Source organism: Rhodococcus sp. LMD (genome assembly GCF_056108245.1).
This window is the reverse complement of the sequence record NZ_CM148557.1, coordinates 4,553,636-4,579,873: the sequence shown is the minus strand read 5'-3', so window position 1 is coordinate 4,579,873 and position 26,238 is coordinate 4,553,636. Positions and strand designations below refer to the sequence as shown.

The 26,238-nt window shown below is 70.3% G+C and carries 29 protein-coding genes; 14 read left to right on the top strand and 15 right to left on the bottom strand.

Features of this window, described 5'->3' with window-relative positions; genetic code table 11:
- Positions 1-8: 8 nt before the first annotated feature.
- Positions 9-1,619: a hypothetical protein gene (locus ACWPQI_RS20880; protein ID WP_043822247.1), complete on the top strand. Its 1,611-nt coding sequence runs from the start codon at positions 9-11 to the stop codon at positions 1,617-1,619.
- Here ACWPQI_RS20880 and ACWPQI_RS20875 read toward each other — a convergent pair whose 3' ends face one another.
- The 5 genes from ACWPQI_RS20875 to ACWPQI_RS20855 all read right to left on the bottom strand — a co-directional run bounded on the left by ACWPQI_RS20875 (position 1,620) and on the right by ACWPQI_RS20855 (position 4,752).
- Positions 1,620-1,913, bottom strand: coding sequence for an ANTAR domain-containing protein (locus ACWPQI_RS20875; RefSeq protein ID WP_010593493.1), 294 nt, complete (start codon positions 1,911-1,913; stop codon positions 1,620-1,622).
- A gap of 250 nt (positions 1,914-2,163) precedes the next feature.
- A complete protein-coding gene (locus tag ACWPQI_RS20870) occupies positions 2,164-2,802 on the bottom strand; it encodes a dienelactone hydrolase family protein (RefSeq protein WP_010593492.1) in 639 nt (212 codons plus the stop codon).
- A 10-nt stretch (positions 2,803-2,812) separates the two neighbouring features.
- Complete coding sequence (locus tag ACWPQI_RS20865; RefSeq protein WP_003939188.1) at positions 2,813-3,193, bottom strand: hypothetical protein; 381 nt, start codon at positions 3,191-3,193, stop codon at positions 2,813-2,815.
- 73 nt (positions 3,194-3,266) lie between these two features.
- Entirely contained in the window at positions 3,267-4,013 is a 747-nt protein-coding gene (locus tag ACWPQI_RS20860; RefSeq protein ID WP_010593490.1) for a pentapeptide repeat-containing protein, read from the bottom strand.
- A gap of 121 nt (positions 4,014-4,134) precedes the next feature.
- The gene (locus tag ACWPQI_RS20855) at positions 4,135-4,752 is read right to left on the bottom strand and encodes a TIGR03086 family metal-binding protein (RefSeq protein ID WP_010593489.1); all 618 of its coding nucleotides are present in this window, start codon (positions 4,750-4,752) and stop codon (positions 4,135-4,137) included.
- A gap of 436 nt (positions 4,753-5,188) precedes the next feature.
- Between ACWPQI_RS20855 and ACWPQI_RS20850 the strand changes: the two genes are divergently transcribed.
- Both ACWPQI_RS20850 and ACWPQI_RS20845 read left to right on the top strand, forming a co-directional pair.
- Positions 5,189-5,503: a helix-turn-helix domain-containing protein gene (locus ACWPQI_RS20850; RefSeq protein WP_010593488.1), complete on the top strand. Its 315-nt coding sequence runs from the start codon at positions 5,189-5,191 to the stop codon at positions 5,501-5,503.
- Between the two features lie 382 nt (positions 5,504-5,885).
- Positions 5,886-6,824, top strand: coding sequence for a ScbA/BarX family gamma-butyrolactone biosynthesis protein (locus ACWPQI_RS20845; protein ID WP_010593487.1), 939 nt, complete (start codon positions 5,886-5,888; stop codon positions 6,822-6,824).
- A gap of 17 nt (positions 6,825-6,841) precedes the next feature.
- Here ACWPQI_RS20845 and ACWPQI_RS20840 read toward each other — a convergent pair whose 3' ends face one another.
- Positions 6,842-7,486, bottom strand: coding sequence for a ScbR family autoregulator-binding transcription factor (locus tag ACWPQI_RS20840; RefSeq protein WP_026137557.1), 645 nt, complete (start codon positions 7,484-7,486; stop codon positions 6,842-6,844).
- Between the two features lie 44 nt (positions 7,487-7,530).
- Between ACWPQI_RS20840 and ACWPQI_RS20835 the strand changes: the two genes are divergently transcribed.
- The 4 genes from ACWPQI_RS20835 (at position 7,531) to ACWPQI_RS20820 (ending at position 11,059) form a co-directional block, all read left to right on the top strand.
- A complete protein-coding gene (locus tag ACWPQI_RS20835) occupies positions 7,531-8,499 on the top strand; it encodes an NAD-dependent epimerase/dehydratase family protein (RefSeq protein ID WP_268965743.1) in 969 nt (322 codons plus the stop codon).
- Between the two features lie 77 nt (positions 8,500-8,576).
- Positions 8,577-9,398, top strand: coding sequence for an SDR family NAD(P)-dependent oxidoreductase (locus ACWPQI_RS20830; protein ID WP_017679820.1), 822 nt, complete (start codon positions 8,577-8,579; stop codon positions 9,396-9,398).
- Positions 9,399-9,423: 25 nt separating this feature from the next.
- Positions 9,424-10,338, top strand: a complete 915-nt coding sequence (locus ACWPQI_RS20825; protein ID WP_017679821.1) for a TIGR03619 family F420-dependent LLM class oxidoreductase — start codon at positions 9,424-9,426, stop codon at positions 10,336-10,338.
- A 46-nt stretch (positions 10,339-10,384) separates the two neighbouring features.
- Positions 10,385-11,059, top strand: a complete 675-nt coding sequence (locus ACWPQI_RS20820) for a hypothetical protein (RefSeq protein ID WP_237211341.1) — start codon at positions 10,385-10,387, stop codon at positions 11,057-11,059.
- A 38-nt stretch (positions 11,060-11,097) separates the two neighbouring features.
- Here ACWPQI_RS20820 and ACWPQI_RS20815 read toward each other — a convergent pair whose 3' ends face one another.
- Positions 11,098-11,937: a class I SAM-dependent methyltransferase gene (locus ACWPQI_RS20815; protein ID WP_010593481.1), complete on the bottom strand. Its 840-nt coding sequence runs from the start codon at positions 11,935-11,937 to the stop codon at positions 11,098-11,100.
- Positions 11,938-11,986: 49 nt separating this feature from the next.
- Between ACWPQI_RS20815 and ACWPQI_RS20810 the strand changes: the two genes are divergently transcribed.
- On the top strand, positions 11,987-12,571 hold the full coding sequence (locus ACWPQI_RS20810; RefSeq protein ID WP_010593480.1) for a helix-turn-helix domain-containing protein: 585 nt from the start codon (positions 11,987-11,989) through the stop codon (positions 12,569-12,571).
- Between the two features lie 87 nt (positions 12,572-12,658).
- On the opposite strand, the gene ACWPQI_RS20805 is transcribed toward ACWPQI_RS20810, so the two are convergent.
- Positions 12,659-14,341: a PHA/PHB synthase family protein gene (locus ACWPQI_RS20805; protein WP_140188911.1), complete on the bottom strand. Its 1,683-nt coding sequence runs from the start codon at positions 14,339-14,341 to the stop codon at positions 12,659-12,661.
- A 296-nt stretch (positions 14,342-14,637) separates the two neighbouring features.
- Positions 14,638-15,135, bottom strand: a complete 498-nt coding sequence (locus ACWPQI_RS20800; protein WP_230831744.1) for a GNAT family N-acetyltransferase — start codon at positions 15,133-15,135, stop codon at positions 14,638-14,640.
- Positions 15,136-15,560: 425 nt separating this feature from the next.
- Here ACWPQI_RS20800 and ACWPQI_RS20795 point away from each other — a divergent pair, with 425 nt between their 5' ends.
- The 5 genes from ACWPQI_RS20795 (at position 15,561) to ACWPQI_RS20775 (ending at position 19,005) form a co-directional block, all read left to right on the top strand.
- The gene (locus tag ACWPQI_RS20795; protein ID WP_017679826.1) at positions 15,561-16,217 is read left to right on the top strand and encodes a TetR/AcrR family transcriptional regulator; all 657 of its coding nucleotides are present in this window, start codon (positions 15,561-15,563) and stop codon (positions 16,215-16,217) included.
- Between the two features lie 67 nt (positions 16,218-16,284).
- A complete protein-coding gene (locus tag ACWPQI_RS20790; protein WP_407041093.1) occupies positions 16,285-17,439 on the top strand; it encodes a hemerythrin domain-containing protein in 1,155 nt (384 codons plus the stop codon).
- 122 nt (positions 17,440-17,561) lie between these two features.
- A complete protein-coding gene (locus tag ACWPQI_RS20785) occupies positions 17,562-17,726 on the top strand; it encodes a hypothetical protein (protein WP_234574845.1) in 165 nt (54 codons plus the stop codon).
- Positions 17,727-17,913: 187 nt separating this feature from the next.
- Entirely contained in the window at positions 17,914-18,591 is a 678-nt protein-coding gene (locus ACWPQI_RS20780; RefSeq protein ID WP_225222675.1) for a hypothetical protein, read from the top strand.
- Between the two features lie 36 nt (positions 18,592-18,627).
- Complete coding sequence (locus ACWPQI_RS20775) at positions 18,628-19,005, top strand: hypothetical protein (protein ID WP_192811065.1); 378 nt, start codon at positions 18,628-18,630, stop codon at positions 19,003-19,005.
- A 329-nt stretch (positions 19,006-19,334) separates the two neighbouring features.
- On the opposite strand, the gene ACWPQI_RS20770 is transcribed toward ACWPQI_RS20775, so the two are convergent.
- The 6 genes from ACWPQI_RS20770 to ACWPQI_RS20745 form a co-directional block, all read right to left on the bottom strand.
- Positions 19,335-19,862, bottom strand: coding sequence for a nuclear transport factor 2 family protein (locus tag ACWPQI_RS20770; RefSeq protein WP_010593472.1), 528 nt, complete (start codon positions 19,860-19,862; stop codon positions 19,335-19,337).
- 13 nt (positions 19,863-19,875) lie between these two features.
- The gene (locus tag ACWPQI_RS20765) at positions 19,876-20,334 is read right to left on the bottom strand and encodes a nuclear transport factor 2 family protein (RefSeq protein WP_010593471.1); all 459 of its coding nucleotides are present in this window, start codon (positions 20,332-20,334) and stop codon (positions 19,876-19,878) included.
- Positions 20,331-21,209, bottom strand: coding sequence for an aldehyde dehydrogenase family protein (locus ACWPQI_RS20760; RefSeq protein WP_191902475.1), 879 nt, complete (start codon positions 21,207-21,209; stop codon positions 20,331-20,333). Before ACWPQI_RS20760 ends, ACWPQI_RS20765 begins: the two co-directional genes overlap by 4 nt.
- Before the next feature lie 43 nt (positions 21,210-21,252).
- Positions 21,253-22,392: an oxidoreductase gene (locus ACWPQI_RS20755; RefSeq protein ID WP_017679832.1), complete on the bottom strand. Its 1,140-nt coding sequence runs from the start codon at positions 22,390-22,392 to the stop codon at positions 21,253-21,255.
- Positions 22,393-22,580: 188 nt separating this feature from the next.
- Positions 22,581-23,333 (bottom strand): SDR family NAD(P)-dependent oxidoreductase, encoded by a 753-nt coding sequence (locus ACWPQI_RS20750; protein WP_026137560.1) that lies wholly within the window; start codon positions 23,331-23,333, stop codon positions 22,581-22,583.
- 17 nt (positions 23,334-23,350) lie between these two features.
- Positions 23,351-24,289 carry a 3-oxoacyl-ACP reductase gene (locus ACWPQI_RS20745; protein ID WP_010593466.1) on the bottom strand — a complete coding sequence of 313 codons (939 nt, stop codon included), beginning with the start codon at positions 24,287-24,289 and terminating at the stop codon, positions 23,351-23,353.
- Positions 24,290-24,571: 282 nt separating this feature from the next.
- Here ACWPQI_RS20745 and ACWPQI_RS20740 point away from each other — a divergent pair, with 282 nt between their 5' ends.
- Positions 24,572-26,194, top strand: coding sequence for an acyl-CoA synthetase (locus tag ACWPQI_RS20740; RefSeq protein WP_040275002.1), 1,623 nt, complete (start codon positions 24,572-24,574; stop codon positions 26,192-26,194).
- Positions 26,195-26,238 lie beyond the last annotated feature (44 nt).

Genomic DNA, 26,238 nt, shown 5'->3' with positions numbered 1-26,238 from the left:
AGGACGACATGCCGGTGACTCCGATGGATCTCCCGGACGGCACGCCCGAGGACGTGCGGGTGCGCGCGGCGTCCGCCCCCCGGGTGCCGGTGTCGGATCCCGCGCTCGGACGGGACGTGCAGGTCGACGCCCGTGGTGTCCCACCGCACCGGCTCGTCGCGATCGGGGATTCGGTGCTGCAGGGGTTCCAGAGCGGCGCCGTCTTCCACACCGACGTCTCGGTGCCCGCGATCGTCGCCTACGAACTCGGCTGGCTGCGCCGGTTCCGCTACCCCCGCTACGCCGGTCCGGGCGGGTTGCCGCTCAACATCGAACTGCTTCTGCGCGACCTGGAGCGACGCTTCGGGTCCTCGGTGAACGTGTGGGAGACGCCCCTCGCGCTGTTCGCCGTGCGTGCGCTGATGGACGAGGTGGAGGACTACTGGGAGCGCGGGCCCGGTCGGGACGCGCCGCTGCCCGCGACGTATCGGCACAACCTGTCCTGCTTCGGCTGGGACCTGCGCGACGCCCTGAGCAAGACCGCCGCGACGTGCGAGGCGGCGATCGCCACGCCGAAGGACGACCTGCTCGACCAGATCGTGCAGAACAACGGCGAGCGGGCCGCGTTGCGGGTGTATCCGCGCTGGAGCGACGAGGCGAAGTCGATGACGGTGTTCGACGCGGCCGCGGCCCTGGGCGACGACCACGACGACACGACGGAAGCCGGGATCGAGACGCTGGTCGTGTTCCTCGGCTCCAACAACGCGCTCGGAACGGTCACGGACCTGCGTATCTCCTGGAGCGGCCCGGACTTCCGCGACCTCACCGCGAAGGACGCCTACACCATCTGGCGGCCCGAGCATTTCGCGGCCGAGTTCGCGGAGGTGGTCGATCGGGTGGCGGCGATCCGGGCGCGGCACGTCGTGTGGTGCACGATTCCCCACGTCACCATCGCCCCGATCGCCAAGGGGCTCGGCCACAAGATGGAACCGGGTTCGCCCTACTTCCCCTACTACACCCGGCCGTGGATCGAGGAGTCCCGGTTCGACCCGGCCCAGGACGAGCACATCACGGGTGCCGGCGCGTACGCGGTGGACGTCGCGATCGATCTCTACAACGAGCACATCGAGCAGGCGGTCGCCGACGCCCGCGCCGGTGCGCACGGCCCGGCACGGGACTGGTATCTGCTGGACGTGGCCGGTCTGCTCGAGCGCCTCGCGTCCCGGCGCTTCGTCACGGATGTCGGTGCCCGTCCGGCGTGGTGGACCCCCTACCCGCTCCCGCCCGCGCTCGCCGCGCTCGACCCCGTGCCCGATTCGCGGTTCCTGACGGCCGACGGCCGGGGCGGCCGGGCCGCGGGCGGGCTGTTCTCCCTCGACGGTGTGCACCCGACGTCGGTGGCGAACGGGATCCTCGCGCAGGAACTGGTCAACGTGATGCGTCGCGCGGGGGTGCGGTTCCACCATGCCAACGGTGGCGTGCGCCCCGATCCGGTGACGGTGGACTTCGAGCGGTTGATCCGCAGGGACACCCTCGTGCGGACGCCACCGGGGAACATCGACTCGACGCTCGGCATTCTCGCGTGGGCGGACGAGGTCGGTGACCTCGTCCGTCGCACGCTCAGCTTCCGCGTCCGGTGATCAGTTCTCGACGGTGGTGGCACTCCGGTCGATCAGCGCACCCCACAGGTCGGTCGCGACGGTGTGGGCGCGCCGGTGTGCCGGGACGGTGTCGGAGGTGGTGGTCAGGTCGGTGAGGGCTTCGCACAGGTCGACGATGTCGACGTGGAAGCGCATCGAGGCGTCGAGCAGTTCGTCGAACGCCTGGTCTTCGCTGTAGGAGCGGCCCCGTGCGGAGCGGAGAAGGGTCTGCGCGGTGTCGAGTGCCGTCAGGCGTCGTACCGCGGGGATGTCACGGTGTGCTTCGATCGTCAATTGTCCGCCTCTGAGGTGTCGCCACTGGGCGTGTGTCAACTCGTTGTAGTGCGGGTACCCCGCCGGTTCGGCAGCTACCCGGTCTTGTGTCCTCCGTCACAGTACGAGGACTGTGCCGTCGTGTCCACCGTACCCGTGTTTGCCCAGCACAGCCCGGTGAGGCGACGCCGCGTCCGCGGGTGTTCCGTCCTCGATGTCCGAATTCGTCGCAGCTGCACAGGTTTCCGACATCATGTATGTTGCGCGCCGGTCAGGCCGGAGGGTGGTGGTCGAGGAACCAGTCCCGCGCCTGCTGCGCCACGACCTCGAGCGTGCCGGGTTCCTCGAACAGGTGCGTCGCCCCGCGCACGATCCGCAGGTCGTGTTCGCACCGCAGGGCCGCGGCAGCCTGCCGGTTCAGTTCGATCACCGTGCGGTCCAGGCCGCCGACGAGCATGAGCGTGGGGGCACGGACCCGGCCGAGCCGAGGCATCGCGAGATCCGGCCGTCCGCCGCGGGAGACGACGGCGGCGATCTCCCGGTCCGGGTCCGCAGCGGCCCACAGCGCCGCGGCAGCGCCCGTGCTGGCCCCGAAGTAACCGATCCACGCGGCCTCCGTGCGGACGAGGTCGGTCACCTCGCCGAGCCGGCCCGCGAGCAGCTCGATGTCGAAGACGAGGGTGCGGTCGCCCTCCTCCCCGGCCGTCAGCAGGTCGAACAGCAGCGTGCCCAGACCGGCGGCGTTCAGTTCCCCGGCGACGTACCGGTTGCGCGGGCTGAACCGGCTGCTGCCGCTGCCGTGCACGAAGATCACCAGGCCGTCCGAACCGGCGGGGACGGTCAGGGTGCCGGCCAGGGCCACGTCGCGGAGCTCGAGCTCGACGTCTCGCGCGCTGTCGGCGGTGCTCATCGGGTTCGGCTCAGGCCAGGGTGACCGTGCGGGTGTGCGAGCGGACCGCGTCCTGCAGGTCCTGGCGCGACAGGGTGTGCGGGCCGCACGCGCAGCGCGCGGGCACGTCGTCGTCCTCGAACTGCGTCGTCTCGAGAGTGTCGACGAACTCGGAGCCGAGGGAGCCGCCGTGATGTGCGGTCTCGGAGCGGTCGCGATTGCCGTGTGCCGTCGGCCCACCGCCGGCGACGAGCACCGGCCCCTCCGGCGTGCGGTAGACGGTGGCGACGTTGTGGCTGGCGGGGCACTTCACGCGGACGAGGGCGTGGTCACTGCGCTGGGTACCCAGCGAATCCACGGCAGCACGAGCCATCCGGCGGCGGTCTGTGGGAAGGAGGTCGGGGATGTTCATGGGACCTATTGCACACCCGATCGCGGCCGGATCGAGGGCTTTCGCGGGCAACGGGCCCGATTCGCCCGTTGCGCTACCAGTGCTTCGGCGTGGTCACTGTGGCGGGCAGCCGGGTGCGGCCGTCGCCCCGCGCGGAGTCGAGCTGGGACTGGACGAGGAACAGGCTGCCGGTGAGATCGGCGCCGCGCAGATCCGCATCGCGCAGGTCGGCGCCGATGAGGTCGGCGCGGCGCAGGTCGGCCTCGCGCAGATCCGCGGCGACGAGGAGGGCGCCCCGCAGGCTGGCGCCCCGCAGGTTCGCCTGGCGGAGTTTCGCGCCGACCAGGTCCGCACCGCGACGGTCCTTCCTGCGACCGGGCACGGTGGCCCGGGCGAGTTCGCTCGCATGCAACAACAGGGTGTTGATCTGCTGCCGGTGTGCCGCGACGTCGAGGCGGGCGAGCGCGCCGGCGTCGCCGTTGCTCAGCCGGTCGGTCGCGGCCCGCGCAGCGCGCAGGTCCGTGCGGATCGGCCCGGAGGTGGGCAGGGCGGCCGCCTCGTCGAGATACCACAGCAGCTCGTGCAGTTGGCGCACGACGGGGAAGACGTCGAACATCTGCCGGGCGAGCTGCGGCGAGCGCCGCCAGTCCTCCCCGCCGAAGGTGAGCTGTGAAACCTTCTGGCCCGCACCGAAGCAGTCGTAGACGGTGCACCCGGTGAAGCCCCGGCTCCGCAGGTCCCGATGGATGCCGCAGCGGAAGTCGTCCTGCAGGTTCGGGCAGGGCCGGCCCGCGTCCTTGTCGATCGCGAAGTCCGACGACGCGGCGAACGGCAGAGCCACGCAACACAATCCGAAGCAGTCGGCGCAGTCGGCCAGTAGTTCCGGGCGGGGAGTGGGGTGGTCGGGCAAGGAATGCGTGCCTTTCTGGGCGGGCGGACTGTGGTCGGGGCGCCCGCCGAGCCTAGTCCGGACCGTCGCGCGGGGTCGGCTCCCGGCGGTCGTGGGGCGGACGCCACGACGGGTCGCGTCCGCTGAGCCCGATCAGGCGGTCGAGATCCGGGGCGTCGTCGGGAACCGCGACGGCCGGCCCGAAGAGCCCGCCGGCTGCGCGTTCCTCGTCGGTGGTCGCGGCGACGAACGTCAGGCACGCGGCCAGCGCGGCGGGATCGCAGGAGAACTTCCGGCCGCAGGCGGTCGCGATGTCCCAGCCGTGGATCACGAGTTCGTCGAGCGCCACGACTCCCGCGACGTACCCGGGCAGGTCGACGCCGCCGGCCCGGGTGGTTCCGGTCCATGCGCCGGGGTCGTGCCACGCCTCGGCGAGGGCGAGGACCTGGCCGGGGATCCTGACGCGCCAGTCGTCACCGAGCCGGGAGGCATCCGCCGACGGTCTGTGATCGCCGACAGCTCTACCCGCGGCGGCGGTGAACGCCAGGGACAGCCCGCCCACGTGATCCACGAGGTCCCCGACGGTCGTGCCCGCGCACGGGGTGGGACGGGCCAGTTGCTCGTCTGTGAGCGCGCCGACGAGCCGTGCCATCTCGTGGGCGGCCGGTGCCAGGTCGAGGATCTCGGGCATGAGCGTTCCTTCCGGCGGCGGTGCGCTCATGGTGCCGCACCGGTCCGACAGGATCAAAGGGCGGCCTTGCGGCAGCCGAAAGAAACTGCAGTCGCAACAGTAGACTTTCGATAGCGCGGCCGATAATATCGAGGGCGTCAACGCGAAGGATCCGGAAGAGGGGCAACCGACGGGTTGCCGGCGAAGTTGAAGTTGCAGAGGGGTGGAGCCGCACTCGGTTCTGCGGCTCCACCCCGACGGCGCGACGGGGCGGACTCTGGGAGGCCGACCACGTCGCCACCGGAGAACAGAGCGAGAGGCTGGTGATGCGTATCCATCGGGATTGCGAACTCGTGTATGTCATTTCCTCGTGCCGGTCGAGGCCGGCATTGTCATAACCGTCACGAACCCCGGCGCTGCACGTGCCGGGGTTCCCTCTCGTAGCAACGAAGGGCACGTGGATCCGACCGACGACCGCACTCCCGCGGTCACCAACGAACTCGACAACGACGACTACCCTGCCTTCAGCATGGGCCGCGCCGCTGCGGCACTCGGCGTCACCCCCGCCTTCCTCCGTAGTCTCGATGCCCCCGGCCTCGTGGTTCCGCACCGTTCCGAGGGAGGCCACCGCCGCTACTCCCGCAACCAGCTCCGCATCGTCGCGCGGGTGCGGGAACTGGTCGACAGCGGCACGGCGGTGGACGCGGCGTGCCGCATCGTCTGCCTCGAGGATCAGCTCGCCGAAGCGCGGAGCCGGATTCCGAGTAATTAGAGCACCCGGGGCAACTGGAGCACCGGGTTCCGGCCGGGCGGGTACAGGCTCGATGCGGGGGCAGACACGCCTCCGCGCCGCTGGGACTACCCCTCGTATAGTCCCGGCGACGCGGAGGTGCCGTGATCTCGGGTCGATCGGAAACACCCCTCCGCGTGCTCCACGGCCGACCCTTTTTGTTTCCCGACTGCACTACACGTTAGCATAAACCGGTCGATCGGTTTGTGGAGTTCGAAGAATTCATCCGCGCGATCGACGGGGGACGGAAACCGTTCCCCACGAGGGTGCCGGCTACCGGACGCGAGCGTCTCCCGATTCGTCCCGGTCGTCTATAGTCCCTCGATAAAAGCAGTCCGGCCGGTTTGCAATGAAAGAAGCGACAATGACCGTGGATGCGGACGCAGTGCCCCGGAACAGTCCCGTCCTCGGTTTCGAGTCGACGGTGCCCAGGCGGTACGTCCATCGGCAATCGGTGTCGGAGGTGTTCCTGACGGACTGCACGTCCGTCGGCGTCGCCCACCGATTCCTTCTGGGTGCCCAATGGCCACGGCTGCACGGTTTCTACCGGACCGAAACCGGCCGCTACGACGCCATGCTGATCGCCGAGACTCTGCGCCAGACGGCGATCTACTTGGGGCATACGCAGTATCGTGTGCCGCTCGGCCATCCGTTCGTCATGCAGACCCTGCGGGTGGACGCGGCGGTGGACGCGCTGGCCATCGGGGCCGGAGCCGCAGAGGTCGTGCTCGACGCCTCCCTCGACGACCCGGTCTATCGCGGCGGGTTGCTCTCCCAGTTCGACCTCACGGTGGTGTTCGCGATCGACGGACAGCGGGTGGGCACGGGGGAGGGGGTGGCCAACGTCCTCACCCCGGACGCCTACCAGCGGCTGCGCTGGAACGGCGCCGGCCCCCGCCGGATCGGGGATCCCGTCTGCCCCCCGCCGATTTCCCCCGTCGTCGTCGGCCAGTCCCGGCCCGTGGACGTCGTCCTCGGACCGCAGTACGCCGAGAACCGCTGGCGTCTGCGGGTCGACGATCGGCACCCCGTCCTGTTCGACCATCCCAGCGACCACGTGCCCGGAATGCTCCTCCTCGAAGCGTTCCGCCAGAGCGCCCGCGCCGCGTGCGGGTGTCCGGACGCGGATATCGCGCTCATCGAGGCCACCTATCACCGGTTCGTGGAACTGGACGAGCCCGCGAACGTGGTGGCGCGAATCGATGCGCACGATCCGTGGATCGTGCGCACCACCGTCGAGCAGTGGGGCGAGGTCCTGGCGAGCGGCGTCGTGCGGCTCGCGCCGGACCGGTCGCGATGCTGACCGCCGGCGACCGTCGTTCAGTCGCCGGACGGCGGCGTCCAGCGGGCCGCGCGGATCCGCGGCATCTCACCGTGGCGGTCGGCAGGCATCACGGCGGGCAGCAGCAGGATCCACATCTCGTCGAGGCGCTGCTCGAGATCCTGCCGGTGGGTGAGCACGTTGGACACGAGCTGGACACCGTTGTAGGCGGAGATCACGAACCGGGCCAGCATGGCCGCGTCGATCGTGTCGAGGATGTCGCCCTGGGCGATCGCCTGCTCGGTGAGCTTCTCGCAGGCGGCAATCCAGTCCAGGTACGGACCGGTGGGCCCGTCGGTGGCACTGAGTTCGAGGGTCAGACGGATTCCGGCCCGTACGATCGGCTCGTCGATCATCTGGCGCGCCATCTCGTGCGAGAGCATCACGATCTGTTCCAGCGCGGGAATGTCGAGGTTCGCGATGGCCTCGACCGCGGCGATCGAGATGCGATGCTGCTCCTCGATCACGACCTGCGCGAGCTCGTCCTTCGACCGGAAGTGGAAGTAGAGAGCACCCTTGGTGATACCCGAGCTCTCGACGATCGCCCCGAGGCTCGCGCCCTCGTAGCCCGATCGTTCGAAGTTCTCTGCCGCGCCCAGGACGATCTGCTGCCTGGTAGCCACCGCCCGCGCTTGCTGAGCCATCCGTCCTCACTCCGTTCCCACCCTGTGTTCCGACGAGGTGCATCGTGACGAACCCCATCGGGTTTCCCCCACCCGGCCGAATCGTACCCGCCGCCCCGGAATGCCGCCGCGACGAACCTTCGGCGCAGCACCCGCGAATCGCGGTGATCGGCGCGACCGGCTTCGTCGGCGGCGCCGTGCTGGCCGGGCTCACGGAGGCGGGTGTGCCCGGCACGGCCGTCGCGCGACGACCCGACGACGTGCCCGCCGCGGCGACGCGACGGATCGCGGCGGACCTGACCGAACCGCCGTCCCTGGGCACCGTGATCGCCGCCGCCGACGTGATCGTGCATGCGGCCTCGTACACCGGATCGGACCCGCAGACGTGCGACGAGGTGAACCGTGCCGGGACCGAGAACCTGCTGGCGGCAGCGAACCGACAGCACCGGCCCCACGTGATCTACGTCAGCACGATCGGAGTCTACGGACCGGGCCCGCACCGCGGCGTCGCCGAGGACGCCGTCGTGCCGAACCCGGTCTCGGTGCTCAGTGCGAGCCGGCTCGCGGCCGAGCTGGCCGTGCGGGACTACGGGGGCACGGTGGTGCGCGCCGCCTTCGTCCACGGACCCGGAGACCGCTGGTTCGTGCCCGGAATCGCGCAGATCCTCACTCGTCTCGGTGCGTGGGTCGAGGACGGACGCCCGTTGCTGTCGGTGATCTCGGTCGGTGATCTCGGCCGCCTGATCGCGGCACTCGCGGTTCGCGGCACCCGTCCCGGGGCCGGCGGCGCTGTCCTGCATGCCGCCCACCCGGAGCCGGTGAGTGTGCGCGCACTCGCCTCGGCCGTCGCGCGCGACGCCGGATTCGACCTGCCCAGCACCAGTCTCGGGTACGACGAGGCCGTGGCCCTCGCGGCGGAGCGGGGACTGACGGAGCGGCACATCGATCTCGCCGGTCACGACCACTACTACGACGCGACGCGCATCTGGCGGGAGACCGGGCTGCGCGTGCCACCCCCGGCCTTCACTCCGTAAGGGGTGGGCACGGCGCCGTTCCCGGCCACCGGGAAACCGCCGGATGCCGCCGGGGCGGGACGGCTACCGTCGCGACGGTGACCACCGTGCCGAGCTCGAACACTCCGTCGCATCCACTGCTGTCCGGACGGACCGCGGTCGTCACCGGAGGAGCGAACGGCATCGGCGCGGCCGTCGTGCGGTTGTTCGCCGAGCACGGTGCCCGCGTCGTCCTCGTCGACACCGATCGCCGGGCGGCCGAGCAGCTCGCCGCCGAAGTGCCCGCCGCGGTTCCGATCGTCGGTGACGCAGCGGACCCGGCGGTCGCGACGGAGGCCGCCGCCCATGACCCGGACGTGCTCGTCAACAACGTCGGCGACTTCCTCCGCGCCGCGACGCCCTTCGCGGAGGCCGACGAATCCGAGTGGGAAGCCCTCGCCCGCGTCAACCTCGACCACGCCCTGCGGATGACCCGCGCCGTCCTTCCCGGCATGATCGACCGGGGGAGGGGCGGTTCCGTCGTCAACGTCACCACGGTCGAGGCGCACCGGGGCATTCCCGGGCACGTCGTGTACGGCACGTACAAGGCCGGGCTGCGGCACTTCACCCGCAGTCTCGCCCTCGAGGTCGGCCGGCACGGCATCCGGGTGAACGCGATCGCACCCGACCTGATCGAGACGCCGCAGGTGCCGTACGAGCGGCTCGTGCCCGAGGCGGACCGGCACCGCTGGCCGGGCTGGGCGCCGCTCGGCGGTCCGGGCCGGCCCGAGGACGTCGCCGGGCCGGCTCTGTTCCTCGCCTCCGACCTCTCCCGCTACGTGACGGGGTCCACGGTGCACGTCGACGGTGGCAGCTACGCGGCCGGCGGCTGGTTCGCCCGCGCCGACGGATCGTGGACCAATCGTCCCCTCGCGCCCTGATCCCTACCACCGAAGGACCTTTCGCGTGAATCCTCCCACCCTGAGCGTCAACCTCCCCAACTTCGGCGACGTGCTGGCCCGCGACAACTACGCCCACCTCGTGGACGTCGCGGTCCGGGCGGAGGAGAGCGGGGTGGACCGGGTCAACGTCACCGACCACGTCGTGATGGGGTCCGACACCTCCGGTTACGCGTGGGGACCGTTCGCCACCGAACCCGATGCGATGTGGCTCGAACCCATGACCGTGCTGGCGGTGATCGCCGGCCGGACCCGCACGATCCGCCTCGGCACCGGCGTGATCATCGCGGCGTTGCGGGGCGCGGCCGTGCTCGCCAAGACCGCGGCCACCCTGGACCACCTGTCCGGCGGGCGGCTCGACCTGGGCGTCGGAACCGGCTGGCAGGAGAAGGAATACGAGGCGGCCGGGTTGAGCTTCCGCGAGCGCGGGCCGCTGCTCGACGACACGCTCGCCGCCTGCCGGGCCCTGTGGGAGCACGCCCCGGCCTCGGTGCAGCGGCCCAGCGTGGCCTTCACCGAGGTGTACTGCTCGCCGCGCCCCGGAGACCGGCGGATCCCGGTCTGGGTCTCGGGATCGTTGTCGAAACCGGTGATCCGCCGGCTCGCCCGATGGGGCGACGGGTGGATCCCGATCATGGGTGCCGGACCGGACGAGCTGCAACGGGGCCGCGACCTGCTCCGTGCCGCGCTCGAGCGGGAGGAACGCGACCCCGACCACCTGCAGATCCGCGGGCGGCTGCAGGTGGTGCACGAGGCGAGCGGCGAGATCGCCGTGCCGGAGACCGCTCGGGCGGTGAAAGAGCTCCTTGCCGTCGGCGTCACCGATGTGATGGTCCCGCTGACCATGGTGCATCCCGATCCGGACCGGGCCGCGGACCGGCTCGCGACGCTCGTCACGGTGCTGCGGGAGGCGGCAGCCTAGAGCGACGGTCCCACCACGACCTGCGGTGCGGTGGCATCATGCCGGGGTGGAACGTGCATGGATGCAGCCGCTCGCCGAACTCGGCGCGGGCACTGTCACCGCGCTGGTCCCCGACACCCTCGTCGACCTGCTCGGCCGCGGTCTCGCCCTCCGGTACGCCGGCCGTCCGGTCGAGACGACCGTGCAGGGAGCGCCGCTGCGTGCCGTCGTCGACGGCGTCCGAATCCGTCGTGACCGCGCGCATCTGCGCGCCCGCGTGCGGCTGAGCCGACTCGACTGGGACGACCGGCGCATCGACAGCCTGACGGTGACCGCACACGGGCTGCGGATCGTGCCGGGCTTGTCCACCCGGATCAGCGCGGCGCGTCTCGACGTGCAGGGCGTCGCACCGATCACCGTCGTGCTGGACTGGTTCAACTCCCTCGACACGCCGTGGCGGCTGAGTCGCGGGGACGACATCCGCGCCGATCACCGTCGGCTGAACGTCAGCGCCGTCGTGGACGGGGCGGTCGTCGACGACGTCGCCTACGTGGAGTTGCTGCGCCTGCGCTGCTACGGCCTGCTCGTACCGGTCGTCGCGGCTCGGCGGGTTCCGTTGCCGCCGTTGCCGGCCGGGATTCGCAAGGTGTACGCCGCCCGACTAGGCGACGACGTGCGGTTCGGTTTCGAGATCGCGGACGTCGACGGTGTGCTGCCCTTCGGGGACAGGCCACGCAGGTAGTCGCGCACTGTTCGCCCTCCGAAGCGGACGGTGTCGGGTCAGGGCCGCCGGGCGGCCCACGCCGTGCGGACGCTGCGGACCGTCAGATCCGGTCGCCGCGCCAGGTGTTCGGGGCTGCCGGGCGACAGCAGGCGATCGAGCCGGTCGAGGTCGTCCCTGTCCAGCCGATCGTCGAGCGCGTCGCGGATGCGGGCCAGGTAGGTCGATGCGTACCGCACCGTGCTCGGTTGTGCCGCAGTGGCTTCCGTCGAGAACCGTTGCCGGTCGGCGACCTCGAACCCGGCGCGCTCGAGATGGGCGTGCCAATCGGGGTGGGCGTTCCACCCTGCCTCCGTGAGCGCCCGAAGGCAGCGCTCCTCGAGGCCGGGCCGGTCCTGTCCGGTGTCGTCGGGCAGGAAGCGCGGCAGCTCGTCCATCTCGACGACGACGAGCAACCCGCCGGGCGTCAGGCCGGCGTGGAGGTCGCGCAGCACCCGATCCGGGTCGGCGACCTCGTGCAGCGACGAGGCCGCCCACGCGAGGTCGACCTCGTCGACCGGAAGGCGGGTGGTGTCCAGGTCGGCGAGGACGGTCCGGATGCGTTCGGCGAGGCCGTGTTCGCGGGCGGTGGCGCGGACGCGGTCGAGCATCGATGCCGACCGGTCGACCGCGACGATCTCCGCGTCGGGGAATCGACGGGCGAGAGCCACGCTGCCGGTTCCGGTTCCCGCCCCCACATCGGCGATCACCCGGGGACGGACCGGGGCGTACGGTTCGGCCCACGCCGTCACCTCGTCCAGATACGCGCCGAGCACCTCGGCGTCGAGGTCGAGGAGGTCCGCCAGGCCGGCCTCGTGATGCGTGTGCGGGTGGCCCGGAGAGTGGGTGTGGTGCGTCATGTCGCTCACGATAGCGGCCGTGGTGCCTATGACGCATACCATCTTGCGTATGACGCAAGATCTGGACGCCGTGATCCGCCGCCGCATCCGCAGCCTGCGCCTGGCCCGCGGCTGGTCGCTCGATTCGCTGGCGGCCCGCTGCCGGCTCAGCCCGTCGACGCTGAGCCGCATCGAGACCGGCAACCGCCGGATCGCTCTCGATCAACTGGTGCCGATCGCCCGGGCCCTGGGCACCACGCTCGATCAGCTCGTCGAATCCGCCGAGGACGAGGACGTGGTGATCCGGCCGCAGCCCGAGCACATGCCCGGGGTGACGACGTGGCTGCTGTCCCGGGAGCGGGCCCTGCACGGCGTGACGGTGGCCAAGATGCGCATCACCCCCGACCGGCCCACCGGAACCGGTGCGGCGGCGGTGCATCCGGGCCGGGAGTGGTTCACCGTGCTCGCCGGCACGGCCCGGCTGCAATTGGGCGAGCGGACGGTGCTGGTGCGGACCGGCGAGGCCGCCGCGTTCTCGACGATGGTCCCGCACGTCATCGGTGCCCACGACGGTCCGGTGGAGATCCTCACGATCTTCGACCACGACGGCGAGCGTGCCCACCTCCACGGTGAGCACGGCTCGTCGCGGCCGTGACGCCGGCGCTACCGCGACATCACCGACGGCCCCTCGGCCCCGACATGCATCGTGTCGTCACCGAGATGTGATCCGTGAGAGACACGTTCAGTCGGGGGGTAGGTCGCGTACGTATCGGCCGGGGGCGGCCTCGAGCGGGGGATGCCGGGCACTGCCGGGCGCGCTCGGCGCGGGCATCTCCTCCCCGCTGTGGGCGAGCACCCAGTCGGCCCAGGCCTGCCACCAGCTGCCCTGCTGCCGCTCGGCGCCCTTCAGCCAGTCATCGGGGTCCGGGCCCGGTGTGCCACCGGTCCAGTAGTGCGCCTTCGGGTTGCCGGGCGGGTTGACCAGGCTGGCGATGTGCCCGGAGAAGCTGAGCACGAACTCGGTGTCGCCGCCGAGCAACTCGGTGGTGCGGTAGCAGTTGCGCCACGCGGTCAGGTGATCGGCGATCGCGCCCGAGACGAAGGTGGGTACGGTGATCGACGTCAGGTCGAGGGGCGTGCCCAGCACGGTGAACGCGCCGGGTTCGACGAGCAGGTTGTCCCGGAAGAGGTCGAGGAACTGCCCGTGCAGGGCGCCGGGCAGGTTGGTGCCGTCGGCGTTCCAGGCGAGGATGTCGAAGGCCGGCGGGGTGCGCCCCATGAGGTAGTTGTTGACCACGTAGTTGAACACCAGATCGTTCGGGCGCATCCAGGTGAACGCCGAGCCCATGTCCCGGGCGCTGATGAGGCCCTTGCGGCGGGACCGGCCCTTGGCGAACCGGATCAGGGCAGGCCGGGCGAACGCGCCGAGCAGTGCCGGATCGCCGAAGTCGAGCATCGTCACCGCATACGCCATGCTGTGCACCCGGTCGTCGCCCCGGGCGGCCAGATGGTTGAGCACCGTGGTGGCGAGGATCCCGCCGGCGCAGAAGCCGATCAGATTCACCTCGTCGCTGCCGGTGATCTCCCGTACCTCGTCGATCGCGCGCAGCACCCGCCCGGCGTAGGTGTCGAAGTCCCAGTCACCCTGCTCGGCGGTGGGATTGCGCCACGACAGCAGGAAGGTCTGCCGGCCCCGGCCGACGCTGTACTCGACGAAGCTGCGTCCCGGGCGCAGGTCCAGGAAGTAGTACCGGCCGATGGGCGGGGGCACCGCGAGCACCGGCCGGCGGCGGACCGTCGCCGTGGTCGGGGTGTACTGCAGCACCTCGGCGACCTCGTCGCGGGAGATCACCGCCCCCGGGGTCACCGCCAGGTCGGTGCCGACGGTGAAGGCGCCGCGTCGGACCATCGACGGCATGCCCCGGTTCTCGACCACATCGGAGACGAAGTGCTTCGTGCCGCGCACCAGGCTGAGGCCGGCGGTGTCGAACGCCTCCTTCAGCGCGGCGGGGTTGGTCCACAGGTAGTTCGTCGGCGCCAGGGCGGCGGTGAGGATGTCGGCGGCGAATTTGGCCTCGGCGGCCCGGCGTGGGTCGATGCCGCGGCCGACGTCGGCGACGACGCCGTCGACGGCGTCGGTGGCGGCCAGGTAGGTCTGCTCGAGCCGGCGGTAGGCCGGGTGCGTGCTCCACGCCGGATCGGCGAACCGGCGGTCCCCCTCGGCGGGGGCCACCGTGGATCGACCGGCGGCGATCTTCGCCAGTTCCTTGCCGAACGCCGCGCCGTGCCGGGCCACGGTCCGGCCGTGACCGAACACGTCGGCCAGGGCACCGACGGCCGCCCCGAGCCGCGGCGGCGCGACGTCCTCGCCGCCGCCGATCGACTCCTCGACGCTGTCCCCGATCACCGATCGTGTCTGGGTCATCTCGCGCCTCCCTTCGACACCTGGATTGTCGCACCGGATCGGTGTCCCAGCGGCCGGGTATTGCGTAGGCGACAGGTGCAGTCGTCGGAACCGGGCCACTCGGGCCGGTACCGGCCGTGCCGGGCCCCCGTCCGGTGATCGTGACAAGCGTCCAGTTCGCAATCACGTCCACGTGTTACGAGCCGGTCGGCGGGGCGCCACCGCCACTCGGGGCGGAGTCGTCGTTGCATGTGCGGTGGCAAGTGATGCCCGCATCGGGCGGCGTGTGCGCATCACTTGCTCGGTATGAGGGGCAGCTATCGGACGAGTCGGACCGCGACCAGAGGGGCGTGCGGGAAGATCTTCTCCGTACCGTCGGGCATGAACCCGTTACGGCGATAGAAGCTGTGGGCGCGGGGATTGTCCTCGGCAACCCACAGTTGAGCGGGTTCTCCGACGAGAACGGCATCGAGAAGTAGTTGCCCGGCACCGCTTCCGTGGTGTTCGGGGAGGAGATAGAGGGTGTAGAGCTGGAGGTCTCGGACGGGGTCGTCGTCCTCGATCGGTGGGCCGGCAGCAGCGAACCCGACGATGTCTCCGTGTGTTTCGGCGACGCGGAGTCGTGGCGGACGGTGCAGCCCGTTCAGTACGGAGCGCCACATGGCTGTGCGCTGCTCGAGCGCGGTGGCGTCGAAGTACGAGCTGGGGAGGAGGCTGCCGTAGGTTGCCTGCCAGGTGGCGACCTGCACTCGAGCGATCGCCTCGGCATCGGCGGGCTCCGGTTCCCGCACGTGAAACCTCGCAGCCTCCTGCACGGTTCGAGACTACCGTTCGTCCCGAACATGACGGCGCAGACGTGCATCGCTCCGTCTACGGACGTCCGGAACTGTCTGGCGCTCACCGTGGGGCCCGACGCTCGAGGGCACCGGCCGCGGCGACAGCGACCACCCTTCGGCCGCGGGGCGTGAGTTCGAGTTCGGCACCCCGATCGGGGAGCCGGCGATCACCACGGATCTGTTGCTGCACCGGCGTGGTGCAGTGTATGTCACTGTGTGCGAACGGGATTGCGGCCGACCGGCCGTCGAACAGTCGATGGTCCGTTCGGCCGTCCCGGACCACTGTGCCGCCCGACCCAGGGTGACGAAAGGGGTGGTGCTATGGATGTATTCGGATTCGAGTGGGGCCCGGAAATCACTGGAACAGTATTGTATCGAAAACGCGTACGTTCTAGAATAGGGGTATGGCCACGGTCGAGTACGACTCGACGGCCGGCGGCTCCGGAACTCGCCGGTACCGCTCTTCGCTGCGCCGGATGCAGGCAGCCCAGACGCGGAGGGTCGTGCTCGAGGCCGCCACCCGCTTGTTCGCCGAGCGCGGCTGGGTCGGCACCGGGATGCGCGAGGTCGCGCGGACCGCCGGGGTGTCCGTCGAAACCGTCTACGCAACGTTCGGATCCAAGGCGGATCTGTTGAAGTCGGCGCTGGACGTCGCCGTCGTCGGCGACGACGCGCCGGTGCCACTGGCCGCCCGGCCCGCCTACACGGAGATCGGTTCCGGACGAACGACCGGCGAGCGCATCGAGATCACCGCGCGCATGATTGCCCTGATCAACGAGCGCCTCCATCGCCTGGCCGCGGCACTGCGCCAGGGGGCGACGGTCGATCCCGCGCTCGCCGCGGTGGTTGCCGATCTGGAGCGGCAACGCAGGCTCTCGATCGCCGACGTCGCCGGCGTGATTCTGGGCCGCCACCCGGATCCCGGTCAGGTCGACGAATTGTGGGTTCAGGCCGGGGACCAGGTCTACGCCCTTTTCATCGAAGGATGCGGCTGGAGTCGGGTCCGCTACGAGGCGTGGCTCATCGACCGCATCGAAGAAATTCTCGATCGCCCGGGGTGAGACTCGGGTGCCCATGGCTGGAGACGAACATGACAACCGACACTCTGCCCCCGCCGACACGCGGATCATGCGTGTCGTGCACAGCGCGCTGCGCCGCGATCTGACGCGCGCCGCCCAGGTACTGCGTACCGCGCCTGCGCCCGAACGGACCCAGCGGGTCGCCCTGGCCGATCATCTGGTGTGGATGATGCAGTTCCTGCACCTGCACCACAGCGGCGAGGATCAGGGACTGTGGCCCCTGGTGCGCGCCGTGAACCCGGCCGCCGAGGCCCTGCTCGACGAGATGGACGCCGACCATGCGCGGATCGGCCCCGAGATCGAACGGGTGACCGCTGCGGCCACCGACTACCGTGCCGATCCCGCGGCCCGAGAAGATCTGGTGCATGCCCTCACCGCACTCGAACAGGTACTGCTGCCGCATCTGCAGCGCGAAGAGGACGAGATGATGCCGGTCGTCGCCCGGACCCTGACCCGTCGTCAGTGGGACGAGGTGGAGCAGAAGGTGTTCATTGCCTCGAAGACGAAGCGGGAGTTGGGGATCGAAGCTCACTGGGTGGTCGACGGGGTCGATCGGGAAGACTACGACGTCGCCGTCGGCAAGGTCGGCCCCGCTACTCGGTTCCTGCTGCGGCATGCGTTCGCACGACCGTATCGGCGGGCATGCGCCGCTCGGTGGGGCGCCGACGTCGATGTCGGCCCGCGGCTGCACCGGCCGCCCCGCACCGAGGGGTCGGTGGAACTGCGGATCGACACCCCGGCCCGGCAGCTGTACGACGCGGTCGCCGACGTCACGCGCATCGGGGAGCGCAGCCCCGAGTGCCGCAGCTGCGAGTGGCTGCCGGGACGATCGCCGGGGACGGTGGGGGCCCGCTTCCGCGGACGCAACCGCGCCCATCACACCCGCTGGTCCCGGGTCTGCGAGGTGACCGCCGCCGATCCTGGCGAGAGGTTCGAATTCCACACCGTCTCGGACCGGCGCAACCCGCTCTACCACGACTCGACCACCTGGTCCTACGTGTTCCGGACCGACGGTGACGGGACCCGGGTGACGCACTCGTACCGGATCGACGTACTGCCGTACCGCCCCCTGCTCGCGCTCTACTCCCGCCTGCATCCGCAGCACCAGGACATGCGGCCACAGATGCGACAGAACCTGGAGACGCTGCGGCGGCAGGCCCGCGCCGGCACGCCTACAGGGCCGACTCCTGCCTCATACACCTGACGCGCATGCCACGCCGATCTGTCCGAAGGGTGCTACGAGGGCTCGGTGCCCTGATCCTGCCGGTGCGACATTTTCGACGTGCACTCCACGAAGGCGCCGACCGCGTCCGCGGTCTGCTCCCGATGGTGTTCGCGGCCGGCCCGGCGAACCGGTCGGACGGCTTCCTCGAGCTGAACCTGCTCGCGTGCGAGGGGTGCATCGATCCCGACGACGAGGAGATCGGCGCGGTGTGGGCCGCCGTGGACCGAGCCGACCGGAAGCTCGCTCCCCGGCAGCATCTGGCGTGACCCCCGGTTCGTCCCGACCGGTGCCGCGATCGAGGCGCTCCCGCGTGGCATCCCCCATGTCGTGCCATGTTCGACGGCCCGGTGCGAGTGGGGATCCGCCTGCGCTGCAGAGGTGGAATAGAAACGGGATTGAAGTGGAAATATTGCGTTATATGGTCGCAGTCGAGACTATATATGAGTGAAGGAGATGTCCGTAGCGGCCGCAGCTGTCGAACTGGGAGTCAGCAGGCGACAGGTCGCCCGCTTGGCTCGCGCCGGCGAAGTGGTGGTAGCGCGTGAGATCGGTGACATGCTGCTCCTGGATGCCGGCTCGGTGCACCGTCGTGCACAGTTGCGCCCGGTCCGCGGGCGGCCCTGGAACGAAGACGTCGCCTGGGCGGCGTTGACGCTGCTGTCCGGGGAGGACGTGGACTGGATACCGGCGGCGCAGATGGCCCGGCTCAAGCACCGGCTCCGGCGATCCAGCGCGCAGGAAGTCGCATTTCTCGCGCGTCGCCGTGCGGCGGTTCATCGCATGCGTGGATGGGCCGGCAGCGCGGCGAACCTCTCCGAGTATCTGGTGCTGACCGGCGCAAGCGCGCTGGTACGACGCCCCGTCGCGAGCAAGTTCGGTTTGGCTGCGAGCCGGAGAGGAATCGACGGATATGTACTGGCGGAGGAGTACGACGGTCTTGTCGATCACTTCGGTTTGACCGTCGACGGGGATGGTGACATCACTGTGCGGGCGGTGACGATCGCGGATGCCTTTCGTGGGGGAGAGGTGCCGCTGGCAGCTGTCGCAGTGGATCTGATGGACTCTCTCGACACTCGCGAGCGTAGCGCCGGCACGCGGGTGCTACAGAATTTGCTCGATGACGTCCGGTGACCGGCCGAGATGGGAAGTGCCGGCTCCTGTCGGCGGGTGGACGCCGCCGTGACCCCAGGTAGCGGAACTGTCCCGGACGATCTCGCGCCCCGTCATCGACCGAAGGTGGCCGGCCGTGAGGTATTCGCCGTGCCTGCAGGAACTTCGGCTCTCCGCAAGACCGTCGACTGCATCGTCGAGTACGACGACGGATCGATCCGGCTGAGCGTTCCTGACGTCCTCGGTGCGCTGGTGCTGAAAGGTGCTGCCTACAAGGAGGACGCACGGGACCGAGCGCGGCACCTCGACGACGCGGTGGTGTCGGCGTGTGCGATGAACGATCCGTTGGGCGACAGCCTACGCATGGAAGGCAGTGATCGTGGACGGGTCCGGGTCTTGGCCGACGCATTGGCCGCAGAGTCGCATCCGTCCTAATTGCAGGTTCCCGAACAGTTCCGAAGTCAGGGGTGCCACGCACTTCTTCGAGTGGTCGAAGAGCCGAATCCTGTTCCGCCGCAGCGGAGACTGGGGAGGTAGGGGCGAGCGCAATGTGCTCGGTGGCAGCAATTCCGTTGCTCTGGAGCGATTTCCGCCAGAGACGTCACGAAGACGTTCCACGTGCGCTGCCCTCGGCTCCGCAAGAGAATTGCTGGGCCATCCGTGGCGTGTCGACGAGGACCGAGAGCCGGTGAACCGACGAGACGCGTTACCGCGAAAGGCGCTCCGTCACCATCTCGATCCCCGAGACGGCAACCGGCGAAGTCCTACCGGAGCGGCTTCAGAAAGTCGAAGAACCCGGGTGTGTGCACCTGCCGCAGCCGGGTGAGCTTGCGGTAGCTGATCAACCACACGCCGTCGACCTTCCGGTACTCCTCGTGGTAGTGGCCCCAGCCGTGCAGGTGTTCCTCGACGGTCCCGTTCGTCCACCACAGTTCGTCCTCCATCGCCCAGATGGCGGTCGCGGTGGTGTCGCCGGTGAGGGTGATCTCGGGAGTGTGACCGTGGTGCGCACTGGTGACCGGAGTGCCTCCGTCGAGCAGGTTCTCGATGGCGCGCCGCAACGGTTCGCGGCCCACGACCCGATTGGACCGTCCACCGGTGCGCGGCTGGGTGTCCTCGGGCAGACCGCCCCAGGTCTCGCTCACCACGTCCTCGGTGTGCAGGGTGGGGTACAGATCCCACTGCTTGGTGTCCATCACCCGCAGCCGTGCGGCGAAGAGCCGCTTGATCTCCTCGACGGCCAGCAGTTGTTCCGCGGCGCTCAGTGTCAGGCCCGCGTCGGTCTGTGTCACGAAGGTTTCCCCCTCACTCGGATCGGAGCAACGTCACTTCACGGTCGGCGGTGAGATCGACGACCAGTTCCCGGCGCGAGATGCGCCAGCCGTCCGGCTCGCGCCGGTACTCGTCCCGATAGCGGACGGACACCGTGTAGTCCCGGTAGCCGTCGCCGCTCGGGTACACGTGGTGCGCCTCGCAGTACAGCTCGCCCCGGGCGCGGTCGCCGTCGAGGTCGATCACGTGCTGGCCGAGGACGTGGCGTGTGGAGTGCAGGTGCGCGACCGCGGCGAGCACCCCGTCGGCGATCGGTCCGGCACCGGTGAGCACCGGGTCGTGTCCGCGACGGACCAGCCCGGGCGGCTGCACGAACTCGGCGTCGTCGGTGAAGAGCGAACGCAGCACGGCCGGCTCGCGGCGGTCGACGGCACGGGCGTACCGTGCGACGACGTCCGTGAGCGCGAGGCGATCCTCGAGTGGGCTGCTCATGCGGGCATTCTCCATCGCTCGACGTCCGGCGCGCGCTCGTCGTCCCACTGATCGGTCGGCGACGAGGCCGCTCCGGGGCGGGTGAAGCGCAGGACCGGGCAGCTGCCCGGGTGGTCGGCGACGGTCACGACGAGACCGGGGTGGTCGGTGACGGCGGGCAGCAGCACGGCGTACGTCGTCGCAAGCGCGTCGGCGAACGTGCGCCGGTGCGGACTCACCGGTCCCGCAGCGCCGGGGCGCAGCACGGACGTCGTCGCGGTCCCGCCGGGCGGCGACGCGTGGTGCTCGCCGGTGACCACGACGTGGTCGAAGCGGTCGGCGGTGATCTGATCGTCGTGGTTCTCGATCCCGACGAGCACCGCGATGTGGGCGGGGTCGAGGAGGGACTCGGCGGCGTCCGCCAGCACTCGCACCGTGCGCGGCAGCCCGTGGGCCGGCATCAGCACGGCGCGGTGGCCGGTGCCGATCGCGCTGACCCACGGTCCCAGCAGCGAGAACAGGGGTGCGGTGCGGCTTCCCACGATGGCCACCGTCCCGGCGTCGTGGTGCGGGCCGCAGTGCCACAGCGCCCCCGACGGCCCGGGTATCCGGTAGGTGGGCCGACCGGCGCTACCCCAGCCTTCCAACGACTCCCGCACCCGGTGCAGTGCCGTCAGGGACGTGAGGATGTCGTCCATGACCACGTGGGTCGGCAGTTGTCCGTCGAAGTCGGCGTGGACCGCCTCGGTGAGCGGCTTGTGGTGCTGCACGAGCAGATCGATCATGGCGCGGACGGGCCGGACCCGGTGGCCCGGATCGGTGGCCGACGCCGTGGACGGCGTCCGGCGCTGCCGATCGAGCACAGCGGAAAGTTGCTCGGGGAACGAGGATCCCATGGAGGCCTCCTGTCGTCACCGCCGCGCACCCGCCCCGTTCGGGTCAGGTCAGCGACGCTTCGTGGATCGCGCGGTCGAATTCGGGCAGCGGCCCCCCGGCTTGCAGGGTGGTCGCGAGGGCCGGGTCGGCCAGGTGCAGGCGGCCGACGGCGATCAGGTCGAATTCGCCGCTGTCGATCCGTCGTTCCACCTCGTGGACGTTGTCGTCGATCGGTGCCGAGCCGCTGATCCGGCTCTCCCGCAGCGACTTGCCGATGCCGACGCTGCCGACGGCCATGGTGGTCACGCCCGTCAGCTGCTTGGCCCAGCCGGCGAGCGAGAGGTCGCTGCCCTCGAAGGCGGGGGTGTCGAAACGGCGGATGCTCGCGTCGAGGATGTCGACGCCGGCCTCGACGAGAGCGCCGAGGATCACCTTCAGCTCGTCGGGCGTCTCGGCGATGCGCGCGGTGTAGTTCTGCTGCTTGTGCTGCGAGAAGCGGAACACGATGGGCAGATCGTCGCCGATCTCGGCGCGGATGGCCGCCACGACGGCCGCGGGGAATCGGGTGCGCCGCTCGAGGTCACCGCCCCACGCGTCGGTCCGGGTGTTGGTGCCCTCCCACAGGAACGAGTCCAGCAGGTAGCCGTGCCCGCCGTGCAGCGCGATGCCGTCGAATCCGGCCTCGGCGGCTGCGGCGGCGGCGCGAGCGTAGGCCGCGATCACGTCGGCGATGTCCTGCTCGGTCATCGCCTCCGTCGGCCGGGTGGCCCACGCGACGTAGTCCTCCGGGTACGAGGTGATGCCCAGGGTGCCCCAGCTGCCCGACGGACGCATCGGCTTCAGTGCGGGATCGACCGCGCTCATCGCGCCCCACAACGGTCCGACGTGCCACAACTGCGGGACGATCCGGCCCCCGGCGTCGTGTACTTCGTCGACGACCCGGCGCCACCCCGCGAGTGCCTCGGTGCCGTGCATGCGCGGAACACGCGGATTGTCCACGGCCGTCGGGTGATCGATGGCGACACCCTCGGTGACGATCAGGCCCGTCCCACCCGCGGCCCGCCGCCGGTAGTAGGCGGCGACGTCCTCACCCGGCACACCGTCGATCGAGTACGACCGCGTCATCGGTGACATCACGATGCGGTTCGCCAACTCGAGCGAACGCACACGGAGCGGGCGGAAGAGCGGGGAGGAGGAAGCCATGCGGTCGAAACCCTCTCTCGGACGGTACGGACGTGGCTGCCGTGCGGCAGACCGGATATGGATGCGGCCCGCCGGCCGGGTACGACACCGGCCGGCGGGCCTGTAGGACGCAGATTTCCACGCGGCACCGCCCCTGTCGATCGGGTGTCCCACTCAGTGCGATGGAACCCGGCGCGAGAGAACCCCGCTCACCGCAGCTTGATGCTGCCCCCGTCGGCCATCAGCGTCTGCCCCGTCATGTACTTCGAGTCGTCGGAGGCGAGGAACACCACCACCGGCGCGATGTCCGTCTCCGGGTCGCCGATGCGCTGCAACGGCACCTTCGCCGCCGCGGCGGCCGCCCGGTCGGGGAACGCCTGCTGCCAGGCCTGCACGCCTTCGGTCGCGGCGAACGGGCACACGACGTTGACGCGGATGCCGTCGGCGGCCCATTCGTTCGCGGCCACCCGGCTGACCGCCCGGATCGCCTCCTTCGCCGCCGCGTACGACGTCTGCGTCGGCATGCCGTCGAGGGCGGACCCGGAGCCGAAGTTGACGACGGAACCCCGGGCCTGCTTGAGCTGCGGGTAGCAGGCCTGCATGAGGTGCACGGTGGGGTAGAACCCCGTGCCGAACGACAGCTCGAACATCTCCGGGGTGTGCTCGACCAGCAGTGCCTGGCGCGACGCGTGCGCGTTGTTGACCAGGATGTCGATGCCGCCGAACGCCGCGACGGCGGCGTCGCGGATCTGGTCCGCGCTCTCGCGCCGGGAGATGTCGGCCTGCAGGAACTTCGCCTCACCGCCGGCCCCGGTCAGCTCGGACTCGAGCGCGCGCCCCCGATCGTCGTCGACGTCGACGAACAGCACGCGGGCGCCCTCGCGGACGAACACGCGGGTCACCGCGCGGCCGATCCCGCCCGCACCGCCGGTGACGACGGCGGTCTTCCCGCGCAGTTTCACGGCCACGTCCCTTCCACTCATGCGCCGACGGGGTCGCCCGTGGCGAGCGCGACCTTCTCCAGTTCGGCCACACTGTAGGCGGCGTAGGTCTCGTACGGGCCGCGACCGGAGAAGTAGGACGAGAGCTGGTCACCGAGTTCGTCGACGGTGAACGCGGAGCCCGCGGCGTCGAAGCGGTGCTCGACCTTGGGGGCCTCCATGAGCGCGACCATCTTGCCGTACACGACGAAGACCTGACCGTTGACCTCGTCGGAGGCGGGGGAGGCGAGGTACCGGACCAGGGTGGCCACTCGCTCGGGCGCGAGCGGGTCCAGACCCGACGCGCCGGTGTTGTTCTCGCCGAATGCGTCCGCAGTCATGGCCGTGCGGGCGCGCGGGCAGATGGCGTTGGCCCGCACCCCGTACCGCGACAGGCCCTGGGCGGTCGACAGGGTCAGGGCGGTGATGCCGGCCTTGGCGGCCGAGTAGTTGGGCTGCCCGGCCGAGCCGAACAGGAACGCCTCGGAGGAGGTGTTGATCACGCGGCCGTAGACGGGGCCGTTCGCGTCCTTCGACGCCTGCCGCCAGTGCACGGCCGCGGCGCGCGACGTCGCAGCGTGGCCCTTGAGGTGCACCCGGATCACGTCGTCCCAGTCCGACTCGGACAGGTTGAAGATCATCTTGTCGCGCAGGATGCCGGCGTTGTTGACCAGGATGTCCATCGATCCGAACTCGGTGACCGCGGTGCGGACGAGTTCCTCGCCGAGCGCCCAGTCCGAGACGTCGCCGGTGACGGCGACGGCGCGGCCTCCGGCGGCGCGGATCTCGTCGACGACGTCGTGGGCGGCGGCGCCCATGTCGTTGACGACGACGGCGGCCCCGGCGTCGGCGAGGGCGAGGGCTTCGGCACGGCCGAGGCCGGCGCCTGCTCCGGTGACGACGGCGGCGCGGCCGTCGAGGGTCAGGTTCTGGGTCATGATGGGCTCCTTGGGTCCGTGCGGGAGTGCAGAACGGTGACTGAAAACTAGTATTCATTCTAGTACCTGCACAAGGGTGTTCTCCGGCCGCACTCTCGCGAGCCGAGGGTGTTCCCGTAAGTCCGCAGGCAACCGTGGGGCCTGGCCTTCGCGTCATCATCCGGCCGTTGATCCCGGAACAGGAATATGTTCTACTGAATTTGCTGTGATCCGCGGCACACCCGCGACGATCGCGTGGTCGTGCGCGTCCTGCCCCACCCACGAACCCCGGAAGGACCCGCGATGTCTCTGAACCTGGCCGATCTCACCGAGGCCGTCGTCGATGCGATACCCGACCGGACGGCCCTGATCTGCGGGGACGAGTCCCGGACGTACGCCGAGTTCGACGCGCGCGCCAATCGGGCCGCGCACCACCTCGCGGCCGTCGGAGTGACGGCAGGTGATCATGTGGGCCTGCACATGCGCAACAGCCTCGAGTTCCTGGAGGTCATGTTGGGCTGCTTGAAGATTCGCGCGGTGCCCGTGAACATCAACTTCCGCTACGTGGGTGCCGAGCTCGTGCACCTCTACACCGATGCGGACCTCGTGGCACTCGTGGTCGACGACGAGTTCGCCGACGTCGCGGCGCAGGCCGTGCCGCACACCTCACGGCTGCGGCACATCACCGTCGTCGGAAGCGCCGAGACGGCGGCGCTCGAGCAGGCCGCGGCAGCTGTGGACGCGACCGTGGCGCGGTACGCGGAGGCGGTGGAGAGCGCCTCGGGGGAGAGGGATTTCGGTGCGCGGAACGGCGACGACCGGTACATCCTCTACACCGGCGGCACGACGGGCATGCCCAAGGGCGTGATGTGGCGGCACGAGGACTTCTACTTCGCGGCGCTGGCCGGCGGCAACCCCTACGGCGAACCGCACCGCAGCCCTGCCGATCTCGCCGCGGCCGCCGCGGCCAACGAGCACCCGATGTCCTATCTCGTCACGGCGCCGCTCATGCACGGGGCCGCGATGTACTCGGTGCTGATGGGGCTGTTCACGGGTGCGAAGCAGGTGCTGATGCGGTCGTTCGATCCGATCGAGGCGCTGCGCCTGATCGACCGGCACCGGATCGCGATCGTGATGGTGGTCGGCGACGCCATCAGCCGGCCGCTGGCCGACGCGGTCGCCGCCCGCGGCACGGAGTTCGATCTGAGCTCTCTGCTGGTCATCGGCTCCGGCGGGGCGCTGTGGTCGGCGAGTGTGCGCGCACACCTGGCGGAGCTGCTGCCGAACGTCTACCTGCGCAACTCCTTCGGCTCGTCGGAGGCGGGCGCGACCGGCACCCTCGACGCCGGCTCCGACGGCCGTGCGCGGATCTCCCCGTCGCCGACGCTGCGGGTGGTCGACACGGATCTGGCCGAGGTCGAGCCCGGCTCGGAGACCATCGGTTACCTCGCCCGCATCGGCCACGTCCCCCTCGGCTACTACAACGACCCGGACAAGTCCGCGGCGACGTTCCCCGAGCGTGACGGTGTGCGCATGTGCCTGCTCGGGGACCTGGCCACCGTGGAGCCGGACGGTGCGATCGTCGTGCTCGGCCGCGGGTCGGCCTGCATCAACACCGGCGGCGAGAAGGTCTACGCGGAGGAGGTCGAGGAAGCCGTCAAGAGCCATCCGGCCGTCCTCGACGCCGTGGTGGCGGGGATCCCGGATCCGCTTCTGGGCGAGCGGGTCTCGGTGGCCGTCCAGTTCCGTCCCGGTGTGGACGCGCCCACGGCCACGGAACTGGCCGACCACTGCCGGACCCTGATCGCCGGGTACAAGATCCCGAAGACGATCGTGCCGGTTCCCGAGGTGCTGCGTTCGCCCGCCGGGAAGGCGGACTACCGGTGGGCGAGGGCGACGCTCGAGAACGCGACCGTCGACGCCTGACGTCGTCGGACGAGGAACGGCCGGCCCCACATTCGGTGCCGGCC